Consider the following 21,875-nt stretch of genomic DNA (forward strand, 5'->3'; position numbering starts at 1 on the left):
CGATCGTTTTGAATTACTTATTCAGAACTTTCGAGGATGTGTTTCACTGTTTAATTATCAAGGATCTCTGCCGTTCCGACTCGGATCAGCTCGTTTATTTTATCACAGAACTTTTCGTTTGTCAAGAACTTTTTTAATTTATTTTTTGAAGCTCTTTCGAACTTCTTTGCTGTTCTCTCGATCAGCAACTCGTTCATTTTATCAAACTCGTTTGCTTTTGTCAAGAACTTTTTTCAGGTTTTTTTGAAGCAGTTTTTCCAACCCGCGGCAGCCACCCGGCTCCGAACTAGATTTTTCTGTTTCAAAGAAACTCATTCGCATCAGCTCTCACTGACAGCTTAGTTATAATAACACCGCCCAAAGCAAAAGTCAACACCTTTTTTCGAATTTTCTTATTTTTAGAAAAATATAGTTAATTCTGTATATTCATTCTTTTATCTAACTACTTGTTAAATGCAAAAAATCAACAGAAAACACTTTCTGTGACATCCTCCACCACCTGTAGAGGTGGGGGCTTCCCTAACCTCGGTAGGTTTGGTTCTCGTTCGATAGCACCAATGTGCTAAGCATAGGCGAGCTATCCCCGTGTGTCCCACGGTTTTATTATATTACGTTACGGTCATGCCACTACCAGCCGCATTCCCTCATTTCTGATATTAACAGCCGCATTTACATCTCTGTCGTGATGGGTTCCGCACTGCGGACAATCCCACTCTCTGACCGCAAGTTTTCTTGTCTCTGCGTTCCTGTAACCACAAACTGAACAAATCTGACTGCTGGCGAAAAATTTGTCCACCTTCACAAGTTTTTTACCCTGTTCCTCAAGTTTGTATTTCAAGAACCCTGTGAACATTCCCCACCCGTTATCTGAAACAGATTTTCCAAAGTTCAGCATCTGTGACATTGCTTTCATATCTAGGGATTCTATACATACACAATCATAAGCATTTGCTAGCTGCCTTGACAGCTTATGCAGAAAATCCTTTCGTTGACTGGAAACCTTTTCGTGGAGTTTTGCCACCTTGATTCTCTGCTTGCTACGGTTGTTCGAACCTTTCTGCATTTTGGAAAGTCTGCGCTGCTCCCTCACTAATTTTTCCTCTACATTCCTGTAATACTTCGGATATGCAGGTTCATTCCCGTTGCTGTCACGATATAATTCATGCATGGAAAAATCTAACCCCAGAAAACTCTGCATCTCTTTTTCCTGTACTTGATTTTCATACTCAAAAAGAATACTTGCATAATATTTTCCGCCTGGTGTCTGGCTTACTGTTACAGATTTTAATTTGTATTCTTTCGGAACAGCTCTGTGTTGTTTTAACCGGACTTGGCCGGCTTTCGGCAATTTCAAATATCCATTCAATATGGCAATGTTTCCGTTGATACAGATCGTTGAATAGCTCTTTTTATTCTGTTTTTTAGATTTAAACTTTGGAAAACCTGTCTTCGGCTGTTTGAAAAAATTCTGAAATGCCGTATCAAGATGCCGAAGCGATTGTTGTAATGCGACACTGTCTACTTCCCTCAAAAATGCGTATGCTTCTGTTTTCTTCATTTCAGCCATTTCTTTTGCACAAACCGTGTAAGTTACCGCGGTTTTGTCCTCCTCATACTGCCTGATTTTTCTGGCAAGCCAATGGTTGTACACCATTCGGACACAGCCGAACGTTCTGGCAAACAAAACTTTCTGCACATCGTCGGGGTATATTCTGAATTTATATGCTTTGTTTGCCATGTTGGTCACTTCCTTTTTCGATCCGTTTGTCCCTGACTTTCAATGTATTTTTTGATTACTTCCATCGGGCACCGCCCGTTGTGAGCAGGCAAAAACTCTGGCTCCAGAAATGTTCTTTCCATAATTTTTGCTTTATCTGTGGAAATTCTTTTTTCAGAAGTCTGCTGCTTGCACTTTTATATGCGTTTATGAACTTGCTTATTTCTGTATTTGGATGCGCCTTGAAAAGTATATGCACATGGTCTTTATCGTGATTCCATTCTTCAAGGGTGATATTGTAATTTGGAGCAATATACGCAAAGATCTCTTTTGCCCTGCCGGAAATTGCGTCATCAAAAACCTGTCTGCGGTACTTAACCACAAGAACAAGATGATAGTGCAGCAAAAACACTGAATGTGCATTATTATCCAAATCCATTGTATTTCGACCCCTTTCTGCCATTCGACTGATTCTATTATACCATGATTAGAACCCACTATCAAGAAGGTAACGGACGCAATTCATCTCCCACCTTAGAGGTCGGAGTCTTCTTGCTGAAAGAGGATAAAAGTCCGTTTTCTGCTGACTTTTCTTCTTATTATTAGTCAAGCGGATATTCGCAATCCGTTTCGCTACTTGCTCATAACCGAATAACTGCTTCGCAGCTTATCAGGAGTGACTTGTACCACTCCTGATACAACAAGTCCCAACCCACTGCTTATTGCTCCACGCAATGGAAGCAGGGGACTTGCTTGATTCGATTAAATCACTTTCGTCGTCCACTCCGAGCAGTCCCATACGCTGGTTGCCAGGCCATCATAAAATTCCGGCTCATGGCAGACCATAAGAACAGTTCCTTTGTACTCTTTCAGTGCGTTTTTTAACTCCTCTTTTGCGTCTACATCGAGATGGTTGGTCGGCTCATCGAGGACAAGAAGATTGGTTTCGCGATTGATCAGTTTACAGAGGCGAACTTTTGCCTGTTCTCCTCCTGAGAGCACACGCACCAGGCTTTCAATGTGCTGTGTGGTAAGACCGCATTTGGCAAGCGCTGCACGGACTTCATACTGAGTATAGGATGGAAATTCTTCCCAGATTTCCTGGATACAGCTGTTGGTGTTGCCTTTTGGCATTTCCTGCTCGAAATATCCGATTTCCAGATAATCGCCAAGCTCCACGTCTCCGCCAAGGGACGGGATCAAACCGAGGATACTCTTTAAGAGCGTTGTTTTTCCAATTCCGTTGGCACCGGTGAGCACGATCTTTTCGCCACGCTCGATCGCAAAGGTCAGCGGTCTGGAGAGCGGTTCTTCATAGCCGATCACAAGTTCTTTTGCAGTCACAACGAAGCGGCCCGAAGTGCGCGCAGTGCGGAAATGAAATTCCGGCTTTGGTTTTTCTTTCGCAAGCTCGATCACATCCATCTTATCCAGCTTCTTCTGCCGTGACATAGCCATATTTCTGGTTGCCACACGGGCTTTGTTTCGTGCCACGAAATCCTTCAGTTCACTGATCTCCTGCTGCTGACGGTTATAGGCAGCTTCCTTCTGCGCTTTTTTGACCGCATAAACCTCCTGGAAGTGATCGTAATCACCAACATAACGATTCAGCTCTTTGTTTTCCATATGATAGATCAGATTGACAACACTGTTCAGGAATGGAATATCGTGAGAGATCAGAATGAAGGCATTTTCATACTCTTCAAGGTATCGTTTCAGCCAAGTGATATGTTCCACATCCAGGTAGTTGGTCGGCTCATCCAAAAGAAGGATGTCCGGTTTTTCCAAAAGTAATTTTGCCAGAAGTACCTTCGTTCTCTGTCCGCCGGAAAGTTCGGTGACATCGCGTTCGAGACCGATCTCTTCAAGACCAAGCGCACGGCCAATCTCTTCTATTCTGGAATCCAGAATATAAAAATCATGTGCATCCATCATCTCCTGGATCACGCCGAGTTCTTCCATCATTGCATTCAGCTCGTCCTCGGAGGCATCGCCCATGGAATCGCAGATCGTGTTCATCCGCTCTTCCATCTCGTACAACCAGGAAAAAGCACTTTTTAACACATCACGGATCGTCATACCTTTTTCCAGAACGGTATGCTGGTCCAGATAGCCGACACGGACGTTTTTTGCCCACTCAACCTTTCCCTCATCCGGCATCAGCTTTCCGGTGATGATGTTCATAAAGGTTGATTTTCCCTCGCCATTTGCACCTACCAGACCGATGTGCTCCCCCTTTAGCAGGCGGAACGATACATCTTCAAAAATCGCACGGTCGCCGAAGCCGTGGGACAGATGTTCTACATTTAAAATACTCATGCATAAATTCTCCTTCTTCTGTTGTATTGGAATTTTCCGATCTCCTGACCGTTTTCTTTTTCATATTATAGTCTGAATCATTATATAGGGAAATTCCCTCTTTTGGCAAGCTTTTTCTATACCGTCCCAGGCTTTTATCCCGTATCCGGAAAGTATCCTTTTCCGCAACAAAAAAGAAGAACTCCTTCGGAAAAAGGTTCTCCTCTCAGAATTCTTCTTTTTGTTTTTTTGTTCCAAAACCATAACCATTTCGGAATTTTAAGAACACTTCTTCTTTTGTCCATACACCCACTCCGCATACATTTCTTTTACGGATGGATACACATACTCCACAAGATACTGCGAGTTCTGCATTTCTTCACGCGTAGATTCACCGGAAAGCACAAGTGCTGCAGAAATGCCCGCCATGTTGGCGCACGCAATGTCCGTATAGAGACGATCTCCCACAAGAACAGCCTCATCGCGCGTTCTGCCTGTCATATCAAGTGCCATCTCAACCATCCGTATGCCTGGTTTTCCGATATAAGTCGGCATACGATGGATCGCATGACCGATCATCTCGCAGATGGAACCGCAATCCGGCACGTAGCCGAATTCAATCGGACAAGCATAGTCCGGGTTCGTTGCAGCGTAATCGAGCTCCGGGCGCTCTATCAACAGCCGACAGATATCCGTCAGTTTTTGATACGTCAGTTCATTGTCATAGCTTGCAAGCACACACGCAATTCCTTCTTTCTCCGGATCGCGGGTGGTACACACACCGAAGCTCTCCAATTCCCGGATCAGAGAGTCCGTTCCCAGCACATAGACGGGACGGGATCCATATTTCTGCTTCAGATAATGCGCTGTTGCAACAGAAGCCGTCAGAAAGTTCGCGCTTGTTGTCGGGATGCCCAGCTTTGCAAATTTTTTCCGGTAATCTGCTACGCTCATCGTCGTATTATTTGTGATAAACACATAATCTCCGCCGTACTCGGACAGTCCGTTTAAAAACCGGTCTGCTCCCGGAATCAGACGGTTCCCCACGCAGATGGTTCCGTCGATATCCAAAAGGAACAGCTTTTTTTCTCCAATCGGTATCACTTCGCGTTGCGGCAGGAAACGGCCACATCCGGATAATTAGTGATGACTGCGTCAACACCGGCCTCCATCAGACGCTCGATCTCCGCCTTATCATTGACCGTCCACACATGCACCGCAAGATCGCTTTCCACATACCGCTGAAGAAAGTCTGCCATCTGCACATGAAAGGTTGCCGGATGAAGAGCTCCTGTTCCGATTTTTTTCGCATAATTCACGACATCATAAATAATATCTGCGTAGAGGATGCCGGTGCTGGCTTTCGGATCCAGTTCCAGAATTTTTGCAATGCTGTAATGGTTAAAGGAAGAATAAATCACGCGATCTTCCATCTCCATCTCTTTTGTCAGCTCGAGTACCTTTTTTTCCAGGTCTTTATACCAGAAAATACCGGTTTTCAGCTCGACATTGATCGTCATTCCCGTTGGTTTTAATGCTTCATATACTTCGCGAAGCGTCGGAATTTTTACATCCTGATACTCCGGATGTGTCTTATTAAAGTTCAGGATCTTTAATTCCGCAAGCGTATAATCTTTGACAAATCCGCTTCCGTCACTGACCCGGTCGATTTCCTCATCGTGGACAACAACCATCTCGCCATCTTTTGTCAGCTGTACATCCAGTTCCACACCGTCTGCTCCCTGCTCTGCTGCAAGAAGAAACGCTTCCAGTGTATTTTCCGGTGCATATGCACTGGCTCCTCTGTGTGCCCATACTTTTGTTTTCATCTCGTATCTGTCCTCCATTTTCCGTTCCCATTTCCAAACCTGCACTCTTTTCTATCTTTTTTCCCGGCTGCAGCTTTTTTCTTTTATCGTAAACCCTGAAAATAAGTCAAGCGGATATTCGCAATCCGCTTTGCTACTTGCTCATAACCGAATAACTGCTCCGCAGTTTATCAGAAGGAGCTTGCACTCCTCCTGATACAAGCAAGTCCCCACCCACTGCTTATTGCTTCACGCAATGGAAGCAGGGGACTTACTTGATTCGGTTAAAAAAAGCGGTACTGACTCTTTTGCATTATTTGGCGGCTTACTATAAATCCGGAAACACGCCGGATTTTTGTCTCCGACGCATTTCCAGTCATATCTGAAAAATCATTTCCGTAACTCGGATCTTCCCCTTCATAGAAACCGTTCAAACACGCTTTGGGAACTCGTTTTTCTTCACTATAGGACGAAATCTTATTTTTGTAAAGCCTGTCTCTTATTCATTTACCAGATTATAGTCCTCGATGGAGCTGTTGATCTGGGAAGCCATTGATTCTACTGCTTTCTCCGGAGTCTCGTTTCCGTTGATCATATTCTCGATTTCTGTTTCCACAATCTGTCTTGCCTCCGGGAATACAGAGAGAAGTGCGCCGGCGTACTGCGGCTTGGAATCGTGCAGCTGGTCGATTGCGGTCTGGAACTGCGGATACTGTTCTACATTATCTTTAAAGGTCTGCTCCTCATCAGCAGCTGTTGTTACTGGGAAGTAACCCGTCTCGGCATTCCAGTATGCCTGAGATTCCGGGGAAATCAGGAATTTAATAAATTTCCAGGTAGCTGCTGCTTTTGCATCATCGTTGTTGTTCAATGCCCAGAGAGATGCTCCTCCGATGGAAACACCGCCCTCATCGCCGTCCTTGATTGTCGGGAAATATGCGGTTCCAACTTCGAAGCTTCCATTGACATCCTGTAAAATCTGCTTCAGAGATGCGGTAGAGCCAAGGGTGATCGCTGCTTTTCCGGAAGTAAAGTCTGTCGTTGCGGTATCACTTCCGGCACGGCCTACGTTTGGTGCAACGTCGGCATCGTTCAGGGCTTTCCACTCATTTAAGATGTTGAGCGCTCCGCCGTTGGAATCAAATTCAACTGCAGTAGCAGCGGCATCACGGCCATTTCCATTATCCGCATAGGAAAGTCCCTGTTTACAGAGCCACTGTTCGAAATACCATCCATAGATGGAGAGTGCCAGCGGTTCACCGGCTCCGCCCTTTGTTTTCAGATCATCACCGATAGCAAGAATTCCTTCCAGGCTTGTCGGAACCTCAGTGATCCCTGCTTTTTCAAACATATCTTTGTTGTAATACAGAATCGGTGTGGACGAATTGAATGGCATCGAGTACAGCTCATTGTTTACCGTATAATAAGCAGCGATATTCGGCTCGATCTGGGAAATGTCATAGCCATCTGCATTAATCAGCTCCTGCATCGGAATGACCCAGCCGGAATCAATCATAAAGCGTGTTCCGATATCATAAATCTGTACCAGGTCTGCTCCCATATTTCCGATCTGTGCACTTTTCAGTTTGTTAATCGTATCATCATATTCTCCCTGATAAACCGCCTCAACGGTAATGCCATCGGTATTCTCTTCATTGAATTTATTGACAAGATAATCCATTGCCTCGCCATTGACACCGCCCATGGAATGCCAGAAGGTAATCGTGGTTCCCTTCGTATCCTGGTTTAAATCCGGTGCTTCTGCGCCATCTGCCGTACTTCCTGCCTCTGTGCTGGCTGTGGTTTCATCTGTTGTCGCACTCTGTGCCTCACTCGTTGTTTTTCCGCCTCCGCATCCGGTAAGCGCCATAGCTGCCATAGAAGCCGCAAGAATTGATGCAATCACTTTTTTCTTCATTTTTTTCTCCTCGTTTTTCATACAGTTTTCTATTCTTTTTTCTGTCACAGGAATCAGCCCTTGACTGCTCCCGAAAACATTCCTTTGATTAAGGCCTTCTGGCCCACGATAAAGATGGAAATGGATGGAATGATAATCATTACCACGCCCGCCAGCATCAGGGTAATCGACTGTGCGTCGACGCTGTTCAGCATACTGATACCAATCTGTACGGTACGCTTGCTGTCCGAACCTGTAACCAGCAGCGGCCACATGTACATATTCCATGCATTGATAAAGGTGTAAACCGCCATTGCTCCCATTGCTGACTTTGTCAGCGGCATCAGGATTTTTACGATAAACCGCAGATTCCCGCAGCCGTCCAGCTTCGCCGATTCATAAAGAGAAACCGGAAAAGTCATGTAGAACTGGCGGAACAGGAAAATTCCCATTGCAGAGGTAAGAGAAGGCAGAATCAGAACAATATAGGTATCGAGCAGTCCGAGACTTCCTACCGTCAGATAATTGGAAATAATGGTTGCCTCACCCGGCACCATCATGGTCGCCATTACCAGCATAAACAGAATATTTTTCCCTTTGAAATCCAGGAAAGAGAAGGCAAATGCCGCAAGAGAACACGTTACAATCTGACCCAGCGTAATGCTGCCCGCAACCAAAAATGAGTTCAGGACAAAGCGTACCAGCGGAATTTTATGAAATGCTTCCACGAAATTTTCCAGCGTCGGATGTTTTGGCACGATGTTCATTGCCATTGTGTAAAGCTCGCCGGACGGCATAAACGCTACACTGATGGTATAAAGCAGCGGAAACAGCATAAACAGACAAACGATCAGGTTCATGGTAACCAACGCTGTTTTCTGAAGCATTTTCTTTCTTTTTGCTTTTGCATTCATTGCCAGATGCAGTGCCTGCAGCTCCTCTGCAGAATAAGTTTTTGGTCCGGCAATCGTAGTTGCTATTGTAGACATCAGTATTTTACTCCTCTCTTTTCCATGCGGAACATAACCAGGGTAAGCGCCATGACAATCAGAAACAAAACAACGGACTGTGCGGCTGCGCTTCCAAACCGGTAATTAAAAAACGCATCACGGTATATCGAATATACAATCAGGTTCGTGGATTCTCCCGGTCCTCCCTGTGTCAGGATTTTCACCTGTCCGAATGACTGGAATGCCTGAATAATGTTAACAACCAGTGTGTAGAACATGATCGGAGAAAGCCCCGGCAGTGTCAGCTTAAAAAATTTCTGTACTGCATTCGCTCCATCTACAGAAGCACGCTCATAAATCGAATCATCAATGTTTCCAAGTCCCGCCGAAAAATACAGGAAATTGATGCCACTGTTCAGCCATGCCGTAAGGACAGCCACACAGATCAGCGCATATTTCGGATCACTGACCCAGTTAATGCTCACATGCAGCAATTTGTTTACGATACCGATCGTGGGATTTAAAATAATCTTGAAAATCATGGCGCCTGAGCTCGATGCTACTGCCATTGGGAGTGCATAGGAAGTACTGAATACCCGGATTCCCGGGAAAGCCTTGCTGCAAAGAACTGCTCCCAGAAGGCCAAGCGCCATACTTCCGACTACAACAATCGCCACAAATTCCAGTGTAACCCAGAGACTGTTGTAAAAGGATGGATTCGATAATAAGCTTTTATAGTTATCCAGTCCCACATACAATTTCGCTTCTCCAAGCTTGTTTGTCTTATACAGGCTCAGATAAATGGTTTTAAAAAACGGATAAAACAGAAAGATGCTAAAGATCACCATACTCGGGATTAGATACATATAAACTTCTGCTTTTTTACACTTTTCGATTACTTTTTTCACTTCTTGCTCCTTCTTATGCTGTTGCACGTTCTTCTTTTTCAACCGGCAGAGATAAAATATTTTCTTCTGTAAACGGATCAAAGATCTGTGCTTTCTCCATATCTGCATACAATGTAATGCTTTCCTTTACAGTAACCGGCACCTCGGAAGGCACTCTTGCTGTAATCAGATTTTTTCCGGTATTCATATGCAGATACGCTTCTGCACCGATCATCTCCCGCAGGTCAACAAATGCCTTCAACTGATTCTCTTCGTAACAGATCCGATGTGCGGAAGCGGTTGTTTCGTCCTGTAAATCCTCCGGTCTCAGACCTAAGATCACCATTTTTCCGAGATAAGCGCGACGAAGCACCATTTCGTTCTCTCCTTTTGCACGAAGGGTAACTCCTCCGTCTGCCTCCAGATAAACCGCTCCGTTTCTTTCCATCACCATCGTTTCCATAAAATTCATACTCGGAGCTCCGATAAAACCAGCCACAAATTTGTTTGTCGGATGGCGGTAAATCCGCTCCGGTGCATCCGCCTGCTGCACAACACCGTCTTTCATAACAATAATTTTTGTACCAAGCGTCATCGCCTCCGTCTGATCATGGGTAACATAAATCACCGTCGTTTTCAGTTCCTTATGTAATTTTGCCAGCTTCACCCGCATCTGTGCCCGCAGCTTCGCATCCAGATTTGAAAGCGGCTCATCCATTAAAAATGCTTTCGGCCGTCTCATAATTGCGCTTCCAATCGCAACTCTTTGTTTCTGACCACCGGAAAGTGCTGCCGGTCTCCGGTCAAGTAAATGCTCAATTCCAAGCATTTTAGCTGCCTCATGTACCTTTTTATCAACTTCATCCTTGGGCTGTTTCCGGATTTTCAGAGAAAACGCCATGTTTTCATATACCGTCATATTCGGATAAAGCGCGTAGTTCTGAAATACCATCGAAAGATCGCGATCCTTTGCTTCTACATAATTACAAAGCTGTCCATCAATCCAGAGCTCCCCGCTCGTAATCTCCTCAAGACCGGCAATCATCCGAAGCGTCGTCGATTTTCCGCAGCCGGAAGGTCCAACAAAAATCACAAACTCCCGATCCGGTATTTCAAGCGAAAAATCCTGAACCGCATAATGTTCCTTATCATAAGATTTACAGACATTCTTCAACACAATATTTGACATTCGTTTTTCTTCCTCCTCGTCTTGTCGAGACTCATTATACCTTTCCTTCCGTAAAGCCCACTACCACCGCTTTGTAAAATATCCGTTAATAAAATAACCGGTTACTTTACAAAAAATGTCCACATTTTCCCTTATCTCCATCCCCTTCTTTTCCAGCCACTCTTCCAGATCACTCTTTGTAAAATCCCCGAAAATCACCCGCAAAACCAATTTTCAAAACAAATTCTGAATAGCCATTCCTTTTCCCAATACCCAACAGATTATTTTTGACACAAAAAAACGCCGCAACTCTCAAAGCTGCAGCTCTTTCTCATCACAACATACCATATTCTTCTTTCATGTCAACGCAGTGGGCGCTCCCGCTCCCACATCCGTGTCCGTCCTTCACACAGCCCCTTAACGCACACAAGGGTGATGCGCATTTGCAGGGAGCGTGTAATTCTTAGGTTCTGGCATTTTGCGTTATGCGCCAAAAATCAACTGTCTGAGCGACAGCGAGTTTTGATTTTTGGCGCATGGTTTTAGCAAAATGACAGAGCCTTAGAATTACTAGCTCCCGAAACCGCGCATCACCCTTGTGTGCGTTACGGGGCGTCCGTCCAAACCTATTCCACCGGTTCCGCCGGCACAAACACCCTGCTGTTTTCCTGTTCTTTTGGTTTTTCCGCTCTTTCCGTTGCCTCCCTGCAGAAATACTCCTGTGAATTCACCAGCATCTTTCCGCGCTTATCCGGCTTTGTATACGTTCCGTCTGCCTGTAAAATACTGGCTTTCACATTATCCTTCATCTGGATATCAAGAATATGCATTACTTCTTTCTTGATCTGCTCATCCTCAACCGGGAACACAATCTCCACCCGTTTTTCCAGATTTCGCGGCATCCAGTCCGCGCTTCCCATAAACACCTCTTCATTTCCACCACTGTAGAAGTAGAAAATCCGCGCATGTTCCAGGAAATTGCCGACAATCGAGCGAACGGTAATATTCTCGCTGACACCCGGGATTCCAACCTTCAGACAACAGATTCCCCGGATAATCAGGTCAATCTTTACTCCGGCTGCCGAAGCACTGTAAAGCGCCGCAATAATATCGCGGTCGCATAACGAGTTCATCTTCGCAATAATATGCGCTTTCTGTCCCTTCTTCGCGTGTTCCTCCTCCATAGCAATCAGATGCAGGAATCTGTCTTTCATCCAGAGTGGCGCAACCACCAGTTTGTTCCAGTGATCCGGCTCCGAATAGCCCGAAAGCATGTTAAATACTGCTGTTGCATCCTCACCGATCTTTGCATTGCATGTCAACAGGCCACAGTCCGTATACAGCTTTGCCGTAGAATCGTTATAGTTTCCCGTGCCAAGATGTACATATCTGCGAATGCCTGTCTCCTCGCGCCGAACCACCAGTGTAATCTTACTGTGTGTTTTCAGTCCCAGAAGACCATAAATCACATGGCATCCCGCCTTTTCCAGCATCTTCGCCCAGACAATATTGTTTTCTTCGTCGAACCGTGCCTTTAATTCCACCAGTACGGAAACCTGCTTGCCGTTTTCCGCCGCCTGCGCCAGTGCCGCGATAATCGGAGAATTGCCGCTCACACGGTACAGCGTCTGTTTGATTGCCAGTACATCCGGATCCTTTGCTGCCTGTTGTACAAATTGCACGACCGGATCAAACGTCATATAAGGATGATGCAGTAAGATGTCTCCTTTTCGGATGTTTGTAAAAATGTCATCCTCATTCATCAGCGCCGGAACTGCTGCTGGAATGTATTTTGGAATTTTATACTCATCAAAGCCGTCGAGCCCATACATTTTCATTAAAAACGTCAGATCGAGCGGTCCCGGAATCCGGAACAGGTCGTCTTCATCGATGTCAAACTCTTTTTCCAGCATCTTCAGGAGCCGCTTATCCATCTTATCTTCCACTTCCAGACGGATCACTTCGCCCCACTGACGTTTTTTAAGCTGCTTCTGGATCTCTTTTAACAGGTCGGAAGCCTCATCCTCATCGATCGAAAGATCTGCATTTCGCATAACACGGTACGGATGCGCGCAGACCACATCGTAGCTTAAGAACAGCTTTCCAATGTTCCGCTCGATGATCTCCTCCAGAAGAATCACATACCGCTGTCCCGTCTTTTCATCCTGCGGAAGCAGAATAAAACGCGGCAGTACCGAAGGAACCTGAACCGTCGCAAATTCCAGTTCTTTCTCCTTTTCCTTCTCCTTGCCTTTCTTCTCTTTCTTATCCTCCGCACGGCTCAGAAGCGAATCCTCTTTCTTCTGCACCAGTGCACCGATATTCAATGTTTTGTTCCGGATCAACGGGAACGGGCGGGCCGAATCCATGGCCATCGGGGTCAGAACCGGGTAAATGTTTTCCTCAAAATAGGAATCCACATACTCCGCCTGCTCCTTCGTCAGCTTCTCGTGCTCACTGATAATCGTAAGGCCAACGTGCTCCAGAGACGGAACCGCCGAGCGATTGTACGTATTGTACTGCAGCTGCACTAGCTCATGCGTCCGTTTGCTGATCTCGGTAAGCTGCTCCTTCGCATCCATGCCGGACAGATCCTTTTTCGTATAGTTTGCATGCACCTGGTCTTTTAGTGAAGCCACACGAACCATATAAAACTCATCCAGGTTGGAGGAGGTAATGCTGATAAATTTCAGACGTTCAAACAGCGGAATACTCTTATCCCGCGCCTCGTTTAAAACACGCTCGTCGAAGCTGATCCAGCTCAATTCCCGGTTTCGAAAATATTCCGGTTTCTTATATGGTGTTATATCCATCTTGTTCGCCTCCTTACATCTGCCGTTTCATCTTAATAATCGGCTGTATGCTGAATACCTCATTGAAAAAATCTAATTTATCCTGGCACAGTCCCTGCTCCAGTGTGAAATCACGGTCAACCGTCAGAGACAGATGCAGTTCTCTCTCCTTTAAGGCAGCGCGGATCGACTGGATTTTCTGCAGGTGACTCCGATCTAGTGCATTCGCCAGACGGACGATTGCTGTCAGCTCCGATACGGTCAGATACTGTTCTGCACTAAGCGACGATTCCATCACCAGCTCATCGTAGGATGGAAGCACTGCCGTATTGTATTTTGCAATCAGTGCGACCATCTCCCGTTCAATATGGGACAGTCCGATGATTTCGTTTGACATGATAATATTATAGGAAGAATCCGCTACATTATTAAGGCTGATGTATTTTCCGACATCGTGCAGCATCACCGCCATCCGAAGCAGCAGCCGCTCGCGTTCTTTCATGCCGTGCATCTTTTTCGTCGCATCAAACATGGCAAGGGCCGTCATCTCCAGGTTCTGGACGTGCGGGCGATTCACCGCGTACCGTTTTCCGATATTTTTTGCCGCCATCAGAATATCATTTTCGAAATTATGACCGCCTTTCAGCAGTTTCATCTGCTCCGCATACTCGTATGCAATACCACGTGTCATATGCACGCCCGGAATCCAGATATGCTCCGCACCCATCATATCAATCAGACATTTATAAATCACAGCAGACGGGTACATCAGTGAAGCGTTTTCCAGCGGAATACCAAGTTTTACAGCAAGCTCCATCGGTGACTGACGGATAATTTTCTCATACCAGGTATTAAAGTTTTCACGGGAAATGATTTTTGTCGTTTTTTCTTCGATATTCTGATAAACACTGTCGGTGAAAACATCGCCGATCAGCATAATGTTTTCGATTTTACGGTCTTTCAGATACATCTTTTTAAAGCTCGATACTTCATTCCAAATCAGCTCTTCGACCATCTCTTCGTAATGTTCCGTCTCACTCTGAATTCCGGCAAGACGCTCGCGGATGCGAAGACTTCCCATGCGGATGTTCTGTGTTGTGACAAGTGCATCCTTGTCGAACAGGGAAATCTGAAAACTGCCACCGTCAAGATCGAGAATCGCAGTTCCCTTTTCAATGATCTTGTTAAAATTGTCCTCCATCGCCGCGAGCGCTTTATAGCTAAGAAAACGCTGCTCCGAGTTGGAGAGAACAGTGACAGAAAAACCGGTCAGCTGATGAATTTTTCCAAGGACATAGAGACTGTTCGACGCCTCACTGATCGCACTGGATGCCGTTGCACGGTAATCGTCCACGCGATAGCCTTCCATAATCCGCACAAAATCTGCGAGTACACGGCACAGCTCTTCTTCCATTTCAGGGCGAATTTTTCCCAACGTGTACGTATCTTTTCCAAGCTCCATCCGATGACAGATCTTATCCACGCTTCGGATTCCCTGTTTTTTGGAGATCTCGAAAATCTCCAGAATGACGTCGTAGCTGCCGATATCAATGGCAGCAAATGTGGAATACTGCATATATGCTTTTCCTCCTTCTTTTTCAAAGGATATCCCAAAAAGCCCGCTCCCAATACCAAGCGGACTTTTTGACCTTTTTCTTTTTACTGTTTTCCGAGCAGATAATCGATAAACTGCTGTGCGGTACGGCCGGACAGACCGCCGTGGGACAGTTCCCATTTGTTCGCTTCTGCCAAAAGCTCTTCCTCACGCAGCGTCACGCCGTATCGTTCGGCCAGTGTGGAAACAATCTTCTGGAATTCTTTCTTATCCGGTGCACCAAAATAGATGCTGACGCCGAAACGGTATACCAAGGATAGTTTCTCCTGTACGGTGTCGGAAGTATGCATATCCTGTCTTGTTCCTTCTTTATCACTGTAATCCTCTTTAATCAGATGGCGACGATTGGAGGTTGCATAAATAAGAATATTGTCCGGACGTTTTTCCAGGCCTCCCTCAATGACAGCTTTCAGGTATTTGTACTCAATCTCAAACTCTTCAAAGGAAAGGTCATCCATGTAAATAATGAATTTATAATTTCTGTTTTTGATCTGTGCAATCAGCTCATTTAGATCCTGAAACTGATGCTTGTAAACCTCGATCATTCGCAGTCCCTGATCGTAATATTCATTCAGGATGCCCTTGATGCTGGAGGATTTTCCGGTTCCGGCATCACCAAAAAGCAGACAGTTGTTTGCTTTCTTGCCCTCGACAAACGCTTTCGTGTTGTCGATCAGCTTCTGCTTTGGAATTTCGTAGCCGACAAGATCAGAAAGGCGCACATCCGGAATGTTGGTAATCGGGATAATCTCAACGTTCTCTCCTGTATGCGCAATACGAAATGCCTTGTGAAGTCCCAGTTTTCCCACTCCGAAATCTTTGTAAAACTGAACCATATCAGCCATAAATTCATCTGCGGATGCAGCCTTTGCCAGACGGATGGCCAGCTCACAGATACGATCCCGGACTTCTTTGTTGAATAGTTTATTCGGGCTGTCCGTGTTCTCATAGGAACTGATGACAGAGGCATCGCCGGACTCAAAAATCTCATCAAAAACACAGATATCGAAATCGAACAGCTCTTTGAAACGGACAAAATCATGTTTTGCCATCTGGTTGATGCTTCCCTCGACTTTTCCGACAATCTCGCAGGAGGTAGAAAATGCATTTTCTTTGTTGACCAGAAGATATGTCAGATAATCGTGCCAGAGATTTCCGGAGAAGCCGTAGCGGTTTGCCATCTCGACAAGGCGGTTCAGTGCCTCATAAAACTGCGGCTCATATGCGCTCATATTCTCACGGAACCGGCGGTCCTTCAGGGAAATCTGAGCATTGACCAGTTTTTTGTAGGTCTCCACCAGTATCGTCATATCGCGCAGTACCTCCCCCTCTGCGAAATCGCGGTAGAGGATACATTCTTCTATTCTAATCATCTTTTGTCTCTTCCTTCCTGTCATTTTTCATTTTATTTATGCGAAAAGGCCGCTTGGTACGGCCCTCTCTTCTGGATTAATAATTTCCGAAAATCCGGAATTTCGCGGATTCTGCCTGCAATCCGCGCAGTGCGTTTTTGACTGCCGGATCGCTTAAGTTCCCCTCGAAATCCACGAAGAAACGGTACTCCCATTTCCGCTGCGGAATCGGGCGGGACTCGATTTTGGTCATGTTCAGATCGTTGTAAATAAAATGTGCCAGTGCGTTGTAAAGAGAACCGCTCTGATGCGGCAGTTCCATGCATACGCTGATTTTCTGTGCATCTTTTACAAAGCGTTTCTGCCCAGAAATGATAACAAAGCGTGTCGTATTTCCCTGGGCATCAAAAATACCTTCTTTTAAGATCTGCAGTCCGAAATGCTCTGCAGCGTACGGACTTCCGACGGCTGCCATCGTAAGATCACCGCTCTCGGATACTTCTTTTGCAGCGGCGGCTGTATTGAGACGCTCTTCCGTCTTCCAGTTTTCATTGGAATCCAGGAAACGGCGGCACTGCGCCAGCGCCTGCGGATGGGAAATCACGGTGCGGATCTCCTCAGCCTTTGCTCCCGGCAGTGCCATCAGCACATGCTCCACCGGCAATTCCTGCTCACCGACGATGTAGTGCGGATATTCCACCAGAAGATCATAAATATCGGATACAATGCCTGCTGTGGAGTTCTCGATCGGAAGCACGGCATAATCGGCTTCGCCCCTCGTAATCGCCTCCATCGCCTCTTTCCAGGTATCTACGTGAAAGCTTGTAATCGTATCATCGAAAAATTCTTTCATCGCACCGAAACTGTAGGCGCCCTCCACACCCTGGAAAACAACTCTTTTGCCGTGTGTCGGGAGGTGGTCAACCTGCGTGTAATCGGTCATCTCCTCGCCGCCGTTTTCTGTCAGCAGCTGATACTGACGCTTCCGGCTGATCGACATGATCTGCTGGAACAGCTCCTGGATGCCTTTTATATTGAATGCATTTGTTCCCTCGCCTGTCAGCTTTTCCAGCTTCTGGCGCTCACGTTCCGCATCAAAAACGGCTTTTCCTGTCTCTATCTTGTACTGCGCAACCTCCGCCGTCAGCGCCATCCGGTGCTGGAACAGGCGGACGATCTCGTCATCGGTGGCATCGATCTCGTCGCGGATTTTTCCTAAGTCTAGCATATCTGGTCCTCCTGATACTCTGCATTTGTTGCAGATATCAATATTTTACTCCATCTCCGTTTAATTTACAAGAAAAGATCTTCCGAAATTCGGCTTTTGTACAATCTTTTTCCTTTTTGACTGCTATTTCACTTTATTTTTTCACATTTCATATTACTCTGCTTTTCGACCTTTTTCCTGCCATTTTTTATCTTGCATTTATCCTGTTTTTGTGTTAAGGTGGAACACAGAAAAAATAAGTTACTGTTCACTCAGCAGGGAAACACCTGCTGTTTCGCTGCGTAAGAAAGTGATTCAGGCGTGAGCAGCCCTCCTTTTGCGAAGCAAAACTTTAAATGAGGGCTGCGAATGTTACCGTTCGCAGGGACCTGTGAACGGTAACAAAAATAAGGATCTTCATAGGAGGTAATATATGCGACACTTAATGAGTCCCCTTGATTTCTCGGTCGAAGAACTGGATCAGTTAATGGATCTGGCGAACGATATTGAAAAGAACCCGGAGAAATATGCACATGCCTGCGATGGCAAAAGACTTGCTACTTTATTTTATGAACCAAGCACACGCACCCGTCTCAGCTTTGAGGCTGCCATGATGAATCTTGGCGGTACTGTTCTTGGTTTTTCTTCTGCCAATTCTTCTTCCGCTTCCAAAGGTGAAAGCGTAGCCGACACCATCCGCGTGGTATCCTGCTTTGCAAATATTTGTGCCATGCGTCATCCGAAAGAAGGCGCTCCGCTCGTTGCATCGATGTACTCCCGTATTCCTGTGATCAACGCAGGTGATGGCGGACATCAGCATCCGACGCAGACTCTTACCGATCTTCTCACCATCCGTTCTTTAAAGGGTCGCCTGAACAATCTTACCATCGGCTTCTGCGGTGATCTTAAATTCGGCAGAACGGTTCATTCCCTGATTGAAGCGCTGGTTCGTTATACCGGCATTAAAATTGTATTAATCTCCCCGGAGGAGCTTCGTCTCCCGGATTACATCCGTGATGATGTGCTGCGGGCGAACAATGTTCCATTTGAGGAAGTTATTAAAATGGAAGATGTTCTCCCGAAGCTGGATGTTCTTTATATGACCCGTGTCCAGAAAGAACGTTTCTTCAACGAGGATGATTACATCCGCATGAAGGATTTCTATATTCTGGATCAGTCCAAAATGGATCTTGCTTCTCCGGAAATGCTGGTTCTGCATCCGCTGCCGCGTGTCAATGAGATCTCCGTTGACGTGGATAATGACCCGCGCGCTGCTTACTTTAAACAGGTTCAGTACGGTGTTTATGCACGTATGGCCCTGATTCTGACGCTGCTGAACATCAAAGTCGATTAAGAAAGGAGCATCTTTCGCTATGCTGAACGTAGGACGTATTGAAGAGGGCTTCGTGCTCGACCATATTAAAGCAGGAAAGGCTATGACCATTTACCATGATCTGGGACTGGACAAGCTGGACTGTACCGTAGCCATTATTAAAAATGCCAAAAGTGAAAAAATGGGAAAAAAGGACATTCTGAAAGTTGAGTGTTCGGTTGATAAGATGGATCTTGACATCTTAGGCTTTATCGATCACAATATCACTGTCAATGTCATTAAAGACGGCGAGATTACGGAGAAAAAAGAACTTCATCTGCCGAAACAGGTGTTGATGTGATTAAATGTAAAAACCCGCGCTGTATCACCTCTATTGAGCAGGGATTAAAACATGTCTTTATCCTGGCTGACCCGGAAAAAGAGGTTTACCGTTGCAAATACTGTGATGAGAAGTATACAGGAAACAGAAATAAATAAGAGCTGTACGGCAAAGCGCCCGGAACCACGTTCGGTTTCGGGCGCTTTCTTTTATCTTTCCTATGCAGTTTTTGCTTCTTTCGAACCGAGGCACACAATCAGCCAGCCGATGAAGGCCGCAAGAGATGCGCAGATCAGCATCGCGCCAACACCGGCTGCATCGATAAGCCAGCCGCCAAACAGGGAGCTCATTACATTTCCTGCGGTGATGGTCATCGCCATATATGCCTGTCCTTTAATCGAATCCTGCGGCTCCATGATGCCGTCCACGTAATAGACGCAGGCGACGTTGATCAGCGCCCAGCCGAACATCTGGAACGGCTGAACAGCGTAGTATGTCGGAATATTAAAGGCCAGGAAGGTTCCTATGCTTTTCAGGACAAAAAACAGGCCGGAGAGACGGAGCCAGAAAACACTGCTCTTCTTTTTCAGCAGATAGCCGAACAGAAACATCGTTGGCAGCTCGGAAACTGCAGAGATGGTCATCGCATTTCCCATCTCACCGCTGCCACCACCTTTTGCCATTGCAATCTGATAATTGAAGCTGTTAATCAGGCTATGTGACATAAAGATCAGAATGCAGCCAAGCAGTACTACCACGAAGGACGGATACCGTTTCAGAAAATCGACCGGACCGGCTGCTCCTGTCTCTTCTTTTTCTGCTTCTGCTTTTTTCCTGTCCTTTTTAAACGGAAAGCGAAATACACAGATGAGGAAAAGAATGGTCAGTGCGATAGCCCAGATCGGAATCATGTCTGCTCCAAAGGATGCGGTCAGCCGGCCGAGCAGCCATGATGCAATCGCATATGCAACGGAACCCATGCCGCGCCCGATTCCGTAATCAAGTTCCTCTCCCTGGCGGATCGTCTCCATACCAAGAGAATTAACGAACGGAATCATCAGCATCAGCATCGTAATGCTTGCGCCGTACAGCAGTGTCCTTACCACCATAGAACTGCTTTCTGCCGTTGCAGCAAGGGAAATGATAAGAACAAGCTGAATCAGGTTCGCTCCAAGGAGCATTGTTCGTACGGACGGGCTTTCCGGCCGATCTGCGTAGGATGCCAGCGCAGGCTGCAGAACCGCTGACACGATACAGCCAACTGCCGTCAGAAGGCCGATTTGTGTGTTTGTGAAGCCTTTTTCAAGAAGATAAACGCTGGCATACCCCATCAGTGCCGCGTATCCCATCCAGTAGCAGCCCTGAATCGTGCCGTAGCGCACGGACAGGTGTTTTTTCATGTTTTTGTCCCCCTTTTTCTACAACTTTTCCCTTATCGTAGCGTATTCTGCAGAAAATAGCAACTCAAAATCAACAATAAAACTATTTGGAATTTTTTCGAAATGCTTATTGACTTTTCGCTTTCCATGTGATAAAAAGTATTTAGATGAATTTCTAATTAATTTGCATTCATACTGCCGGAAAGGAGGTTTCCATGGCATTCGCAGAAACGTTTAAAGCTCTCTCCGATCCTGTCCGGCGAAGGATTCTGGAGCTTCTGAAAAACGAAAGACTTTCTGCCGGGGAGATCGGATCGCACTTTGATATGGCAGGTGCAACCATCTCCTACCATCTCGGTATTCTGAAAAAAGCAGACCTTGTGCTGGAATCCCGGGAGAAAAATTTTATTTATTATGAACTCAACACTTCCGTCCTGGAAGAAATCATGCTCTGGATTTCAGAGCTCAAAGGAGGCACTTCTGATGTGGAAAAAATATAAAACAACACTGATTCTGACAACACTCATTTCTCTTTTTCCGATGGTGATCGGACTTCTGCTCTGGAATCGCATGCCGGACACCATTGCCACCCATTTTGGCACAAACAATGTTCCAAACGGCTGGAGCAGCAAAACGATGGCAGTGATCGGTATTCCTCTGTTTCTTGCCGCTCTGCAGATTTTTACCGCTGTTCTCACTTTTTCTGATCCGAAGCGGCAGAACATCGGCCCGAAGATGATCCGTCTTGTTCTGTGGATCATACCTGTAACCTCTCTGATCGTCTGCTGCTCCATCTACGCAAACGCAGTCGGCATCGCAGTTGATATCGGTTTTGTTAGCAATGGGATTGTCGGCCTTCTCTTTATTCTCATCGGCAATTACATGCCAAAATGCAAACAGAACTACACAACCGGCATCAAGGTTCCATGGACCCTTCACAGTCAGGAAAACTGGAACCGCACTCACCGCCTCGCCGGCTGGGTTTGGATCATCGGCGGCGTTGCCATGATCGTAAACAGCTTTCTGCAGCTTGAATGGATTTTATTTCTCACGATCGCAGCGCTGGTTTTGATTCCGATCGGATATTCCTTTCTCCTGTTTAAAAAAGGAATCTAACCCGGAGAATTTTTTATAAGAAAATTCAACGAAGTTT

Annotated in this window: 17 protein-coding genes and 2 pseudogenes; 4 read left to right on the forward strand and 15 right to left on the reverse strand. The window is 45.9% G+C overall.

Going from position 1 to position 21,875, the window contains the following annotated elements; all coding sequences use genetic code 11:
- Positions 1–50: 50 nt before the first annotated feature.
- The 14 genes and pseudogenes from DXA93_RS17790 to pheA all read right to left on the reverse strand — a co-directional run bounded on the left by DXA93_RS17790 (position 51) and on the right by pheA (position 17,712).
- Complete coding sequence (locus DXA93_RS17790; protein WP_158580618.1) at positions 51–197, reverse strand: hypothetical protein; 147 nt, start codon at positions 195–197, stop codon at positions 51–53.
- 422 nt (positions 198–619) lie between these two features.
- On the reverse strand, positions 620–1,738 hold the full coding sequence (tnpB, locus tag DXA93_RS06395) for an IS200/IS605 family element RNA-guided endonuclease TnpB (RefSeq protein ID WP_117802548.1): 1,119 nt from the start codon (positions 1,736–1,738) through the stop codon (positions 620–622).
- A gap of 5 nt (positions 1,739–1,743) precedes the next feature.
- Positions 1,744–2,156, reverse strand: a pseudogene (tnpA, locus tag DXA93_RS06400) (IS200/IS605 family transposase).
- A 323-nt stretch (positions 2,157–2,479) separates the two neighbouring features.
- Positions 2,480–4,036 carry an ABC-F family ATP-binding cassette domain-containing protein gene (locus tag DXA93_RS06405; RefSeq protein WP_117802549.1) on the reverse strand — a complete coding sequence of 519 codons (1,557 nt, stop codon included), beginning with the start codon at positions 4,034–4,036 and terminating at the stop codon, positions 2,480–2,482.
- A 258-nt stretch (positions 4,037–4,294) separates the two neighbouring features.
- Positions 4,295–5,119: an HAD-IIA family hydrolase gene (locus DXA93_RS06410; protein WP_243037976.1), complete on the reverse strand. Its 825-nt coding sequence runs from the start codon at positions 5,117–5,119 to the stop codon at positions 4,295–4,297.
- On the reverse strand, positions 5,116–5,844 hold the full coding sequence (locus DXA93_RS06415; protein ID WP_117802584.1) for a glycerophosphodiester phosphodiesterase: 729 nt from the start codon (positions 5,842–5,844) through the stop codon (positions 5,116–5,118). Before DXA93_RS06415 ends, DXA93_RS06410 begins: the two co-directional genes overlap by 4 nt.
- 478 nt (positions 5,845–6,322) lie before the next feature.
- Complete coding sequence (locus tag DXA93_RS06420; RefSeq protein WP_118594955.1) at positions 6,323–7,741, reverse strand: ABC transporter substrate-binding protein; 1,419 nt, start codon at positions 7,739–7,741, stop codon at positions 6,323–6,325.
- 53 nt (positions 7,742–7,794) lie between these two features.
- On the reverse strand, positions 7,795–8,607 hold the full coding sequence (locus DXA93_RS06425) for a carbohydrate ABC transporter permease (protein ID WP_416388118.1): 813 nt from the start codon (positions 8,605–8,607) through the stop codon (positions 7,795–7,797).
- 101 nt (positions 8,608–8,708) lie between these two features.
- Entirely contained in the window at positions 8,709–9,536 is an 828-nt protein-coding gene (locus DXA93_RS06430) for a carbohydrate ABC transporter permease (protein WP_118594956.1), read from the reverse strand.
- A 55-nt stretch (positions 9,537–9,591) separates the two neighbouring features.
- Positions 9,592–10,746, reverse strand: a complete 1,155-nt coding sequence (locus tag DXA93_RS06435; protein WP_119207892.1) for an ABC transporter ATP-binding protein — start codon at positions 10,744–10,746, stop codon at positions 9,592–9,594.
- Between the two features lie 605 nt (positions 10,747–11,351).
- On the reverse strand, positions 11,352–13,538 hold the full coding sequence (locus tag DXA93_RS06440; protein ID WP_022462391.1) for an RNA degradosome polyphosphate kinase: 2,187 nt from the start codon (positions 13,536–13,538) through the stop codon (positions 11,352–11,354).
- 13 nt (positions 13,539–13,551) lie between these two features.
- Positions 13,552–15,093 (reverse strand): Ppx/GppA phosphatase family protein, encoded by a 1,542-nt coding sequence (locus DXA93_RS06445; RefSeq protein ID WP_022462390.1) that lies wholly within the window; start codon positions 15,091–15,093, stop codon positions 13,552–13,554.
- 83 nt (positions 15,094–15,176) lie between these two features.
- Entirely contained in the window at positions 15,177–16,505 is a 1,329-nt protein-coding gene (locus DXA93_RS06450; protein WP_055222098.1) for an ATP-binding protein, read from the reverse strand.
- Between the two features lie 76 nt (positions 16,506–16,581).
- Entirely contained in the window at positions 16,582–17,712 is a 1,131-nt protein-coding gene (pheA, locus tag DXA93_RS06455; RefSeq protein ID WP_055222099.1) for a prephenate dehydratase, read from the reverse strand.
- A gap of 412 nt (positions 17,713–18,124) precedes the next feature.
- Here pheA and pyrB point away from each other — a divergent pair, with 412 nt between their 5' ends.
- Both pyrB and DXA93_RS06465 read left to right on the forward strand, forming a co-directional pair.
- The gene (gene pyrB, locus DXA93_RS06460) at positions 18,125–19,045 is read left to right on the forward strand and encodes an aspartate carbamoyltransferase (protein ID WP_022462762.1); all 921 of its coding nucleotides are present in this window, start codon (positions 18,125–18,127) and stop codon (positions 19,043–19,045) included.
- A 19-nt stretch (positions 19,046–19,064) separates the two neighbouring features.
- A pseudogene (locus DXA93_RS06465) lies at positions 19,065–19,501 on the forward strand (aspartate carbamoyltransferase regulatory subunit).
- A 60-nt stretch (positions 19,502–19,561) separates the two neighbouring features.
- On the opposite strand, the gene DXA93_RS06470 reads toward DXA93_RS06465, so the two are convergent.
- The gene (locus DXA93_RS06470; RefSeq protein ID WP_022462760.1) at positions 19,562–20,743 is read right to left on the reverse strand and encodes an MFS transporter; all 1,182 of its coding nucleotides are present in this window, start codon (positions 20,741–20,743) and stop codon (positions 19,562–19,564) included.
- A 194-nt stretch (positions 20,744–20,937) separates the two neighbouring features.
- Here DXA93_RS06470 and DXA93_RS06475 point away from each other — a divergent pair, with 194 nt between their 5' ends.
- Both DXA93_RS06475 and DXA93_RS06480 read left to right on the forward strand, forming a co-directional pair.
- Positions 20,938–21,222, forward strand: a complete 285-nt coding sequence (locus tag DXA93_RS06475) for an autorepressor SdpR family transcription factor (RefSeq protein WP_022462759.1) — start codon at positions 20,938–20,940, stop codon at positions 21,220–21,222.
- The gene (locus tag DXA93_RS06480) at positions 21,206–21,838 is read left to right on the forward strand and encodes an SdpI family protein (RefSeq protein ID WP_022462758.1); all 633 of its coding nucleotides are present in this window, start codon (positions 21,206–21,208) and stop codon (positions 21,836–21,838) included. Before DXA93_RS06475 ends, DXA93_RS06480 begins: the two co-directional genes overlap by 17 nt.
- Positions 21,839–21,875: the final 37 nt, after the last annotated feature.

Source organism: Blautia sp. OF09-25XD, assembly GCF_003482095.1.
Classification (GTDB): domain Bacteria; phylum Bacillota; class Clostridia; order Lachnospirales; family Lachnospiraceae; genus Fusicatenibacter; species Fusicatenibacter saccharivorans.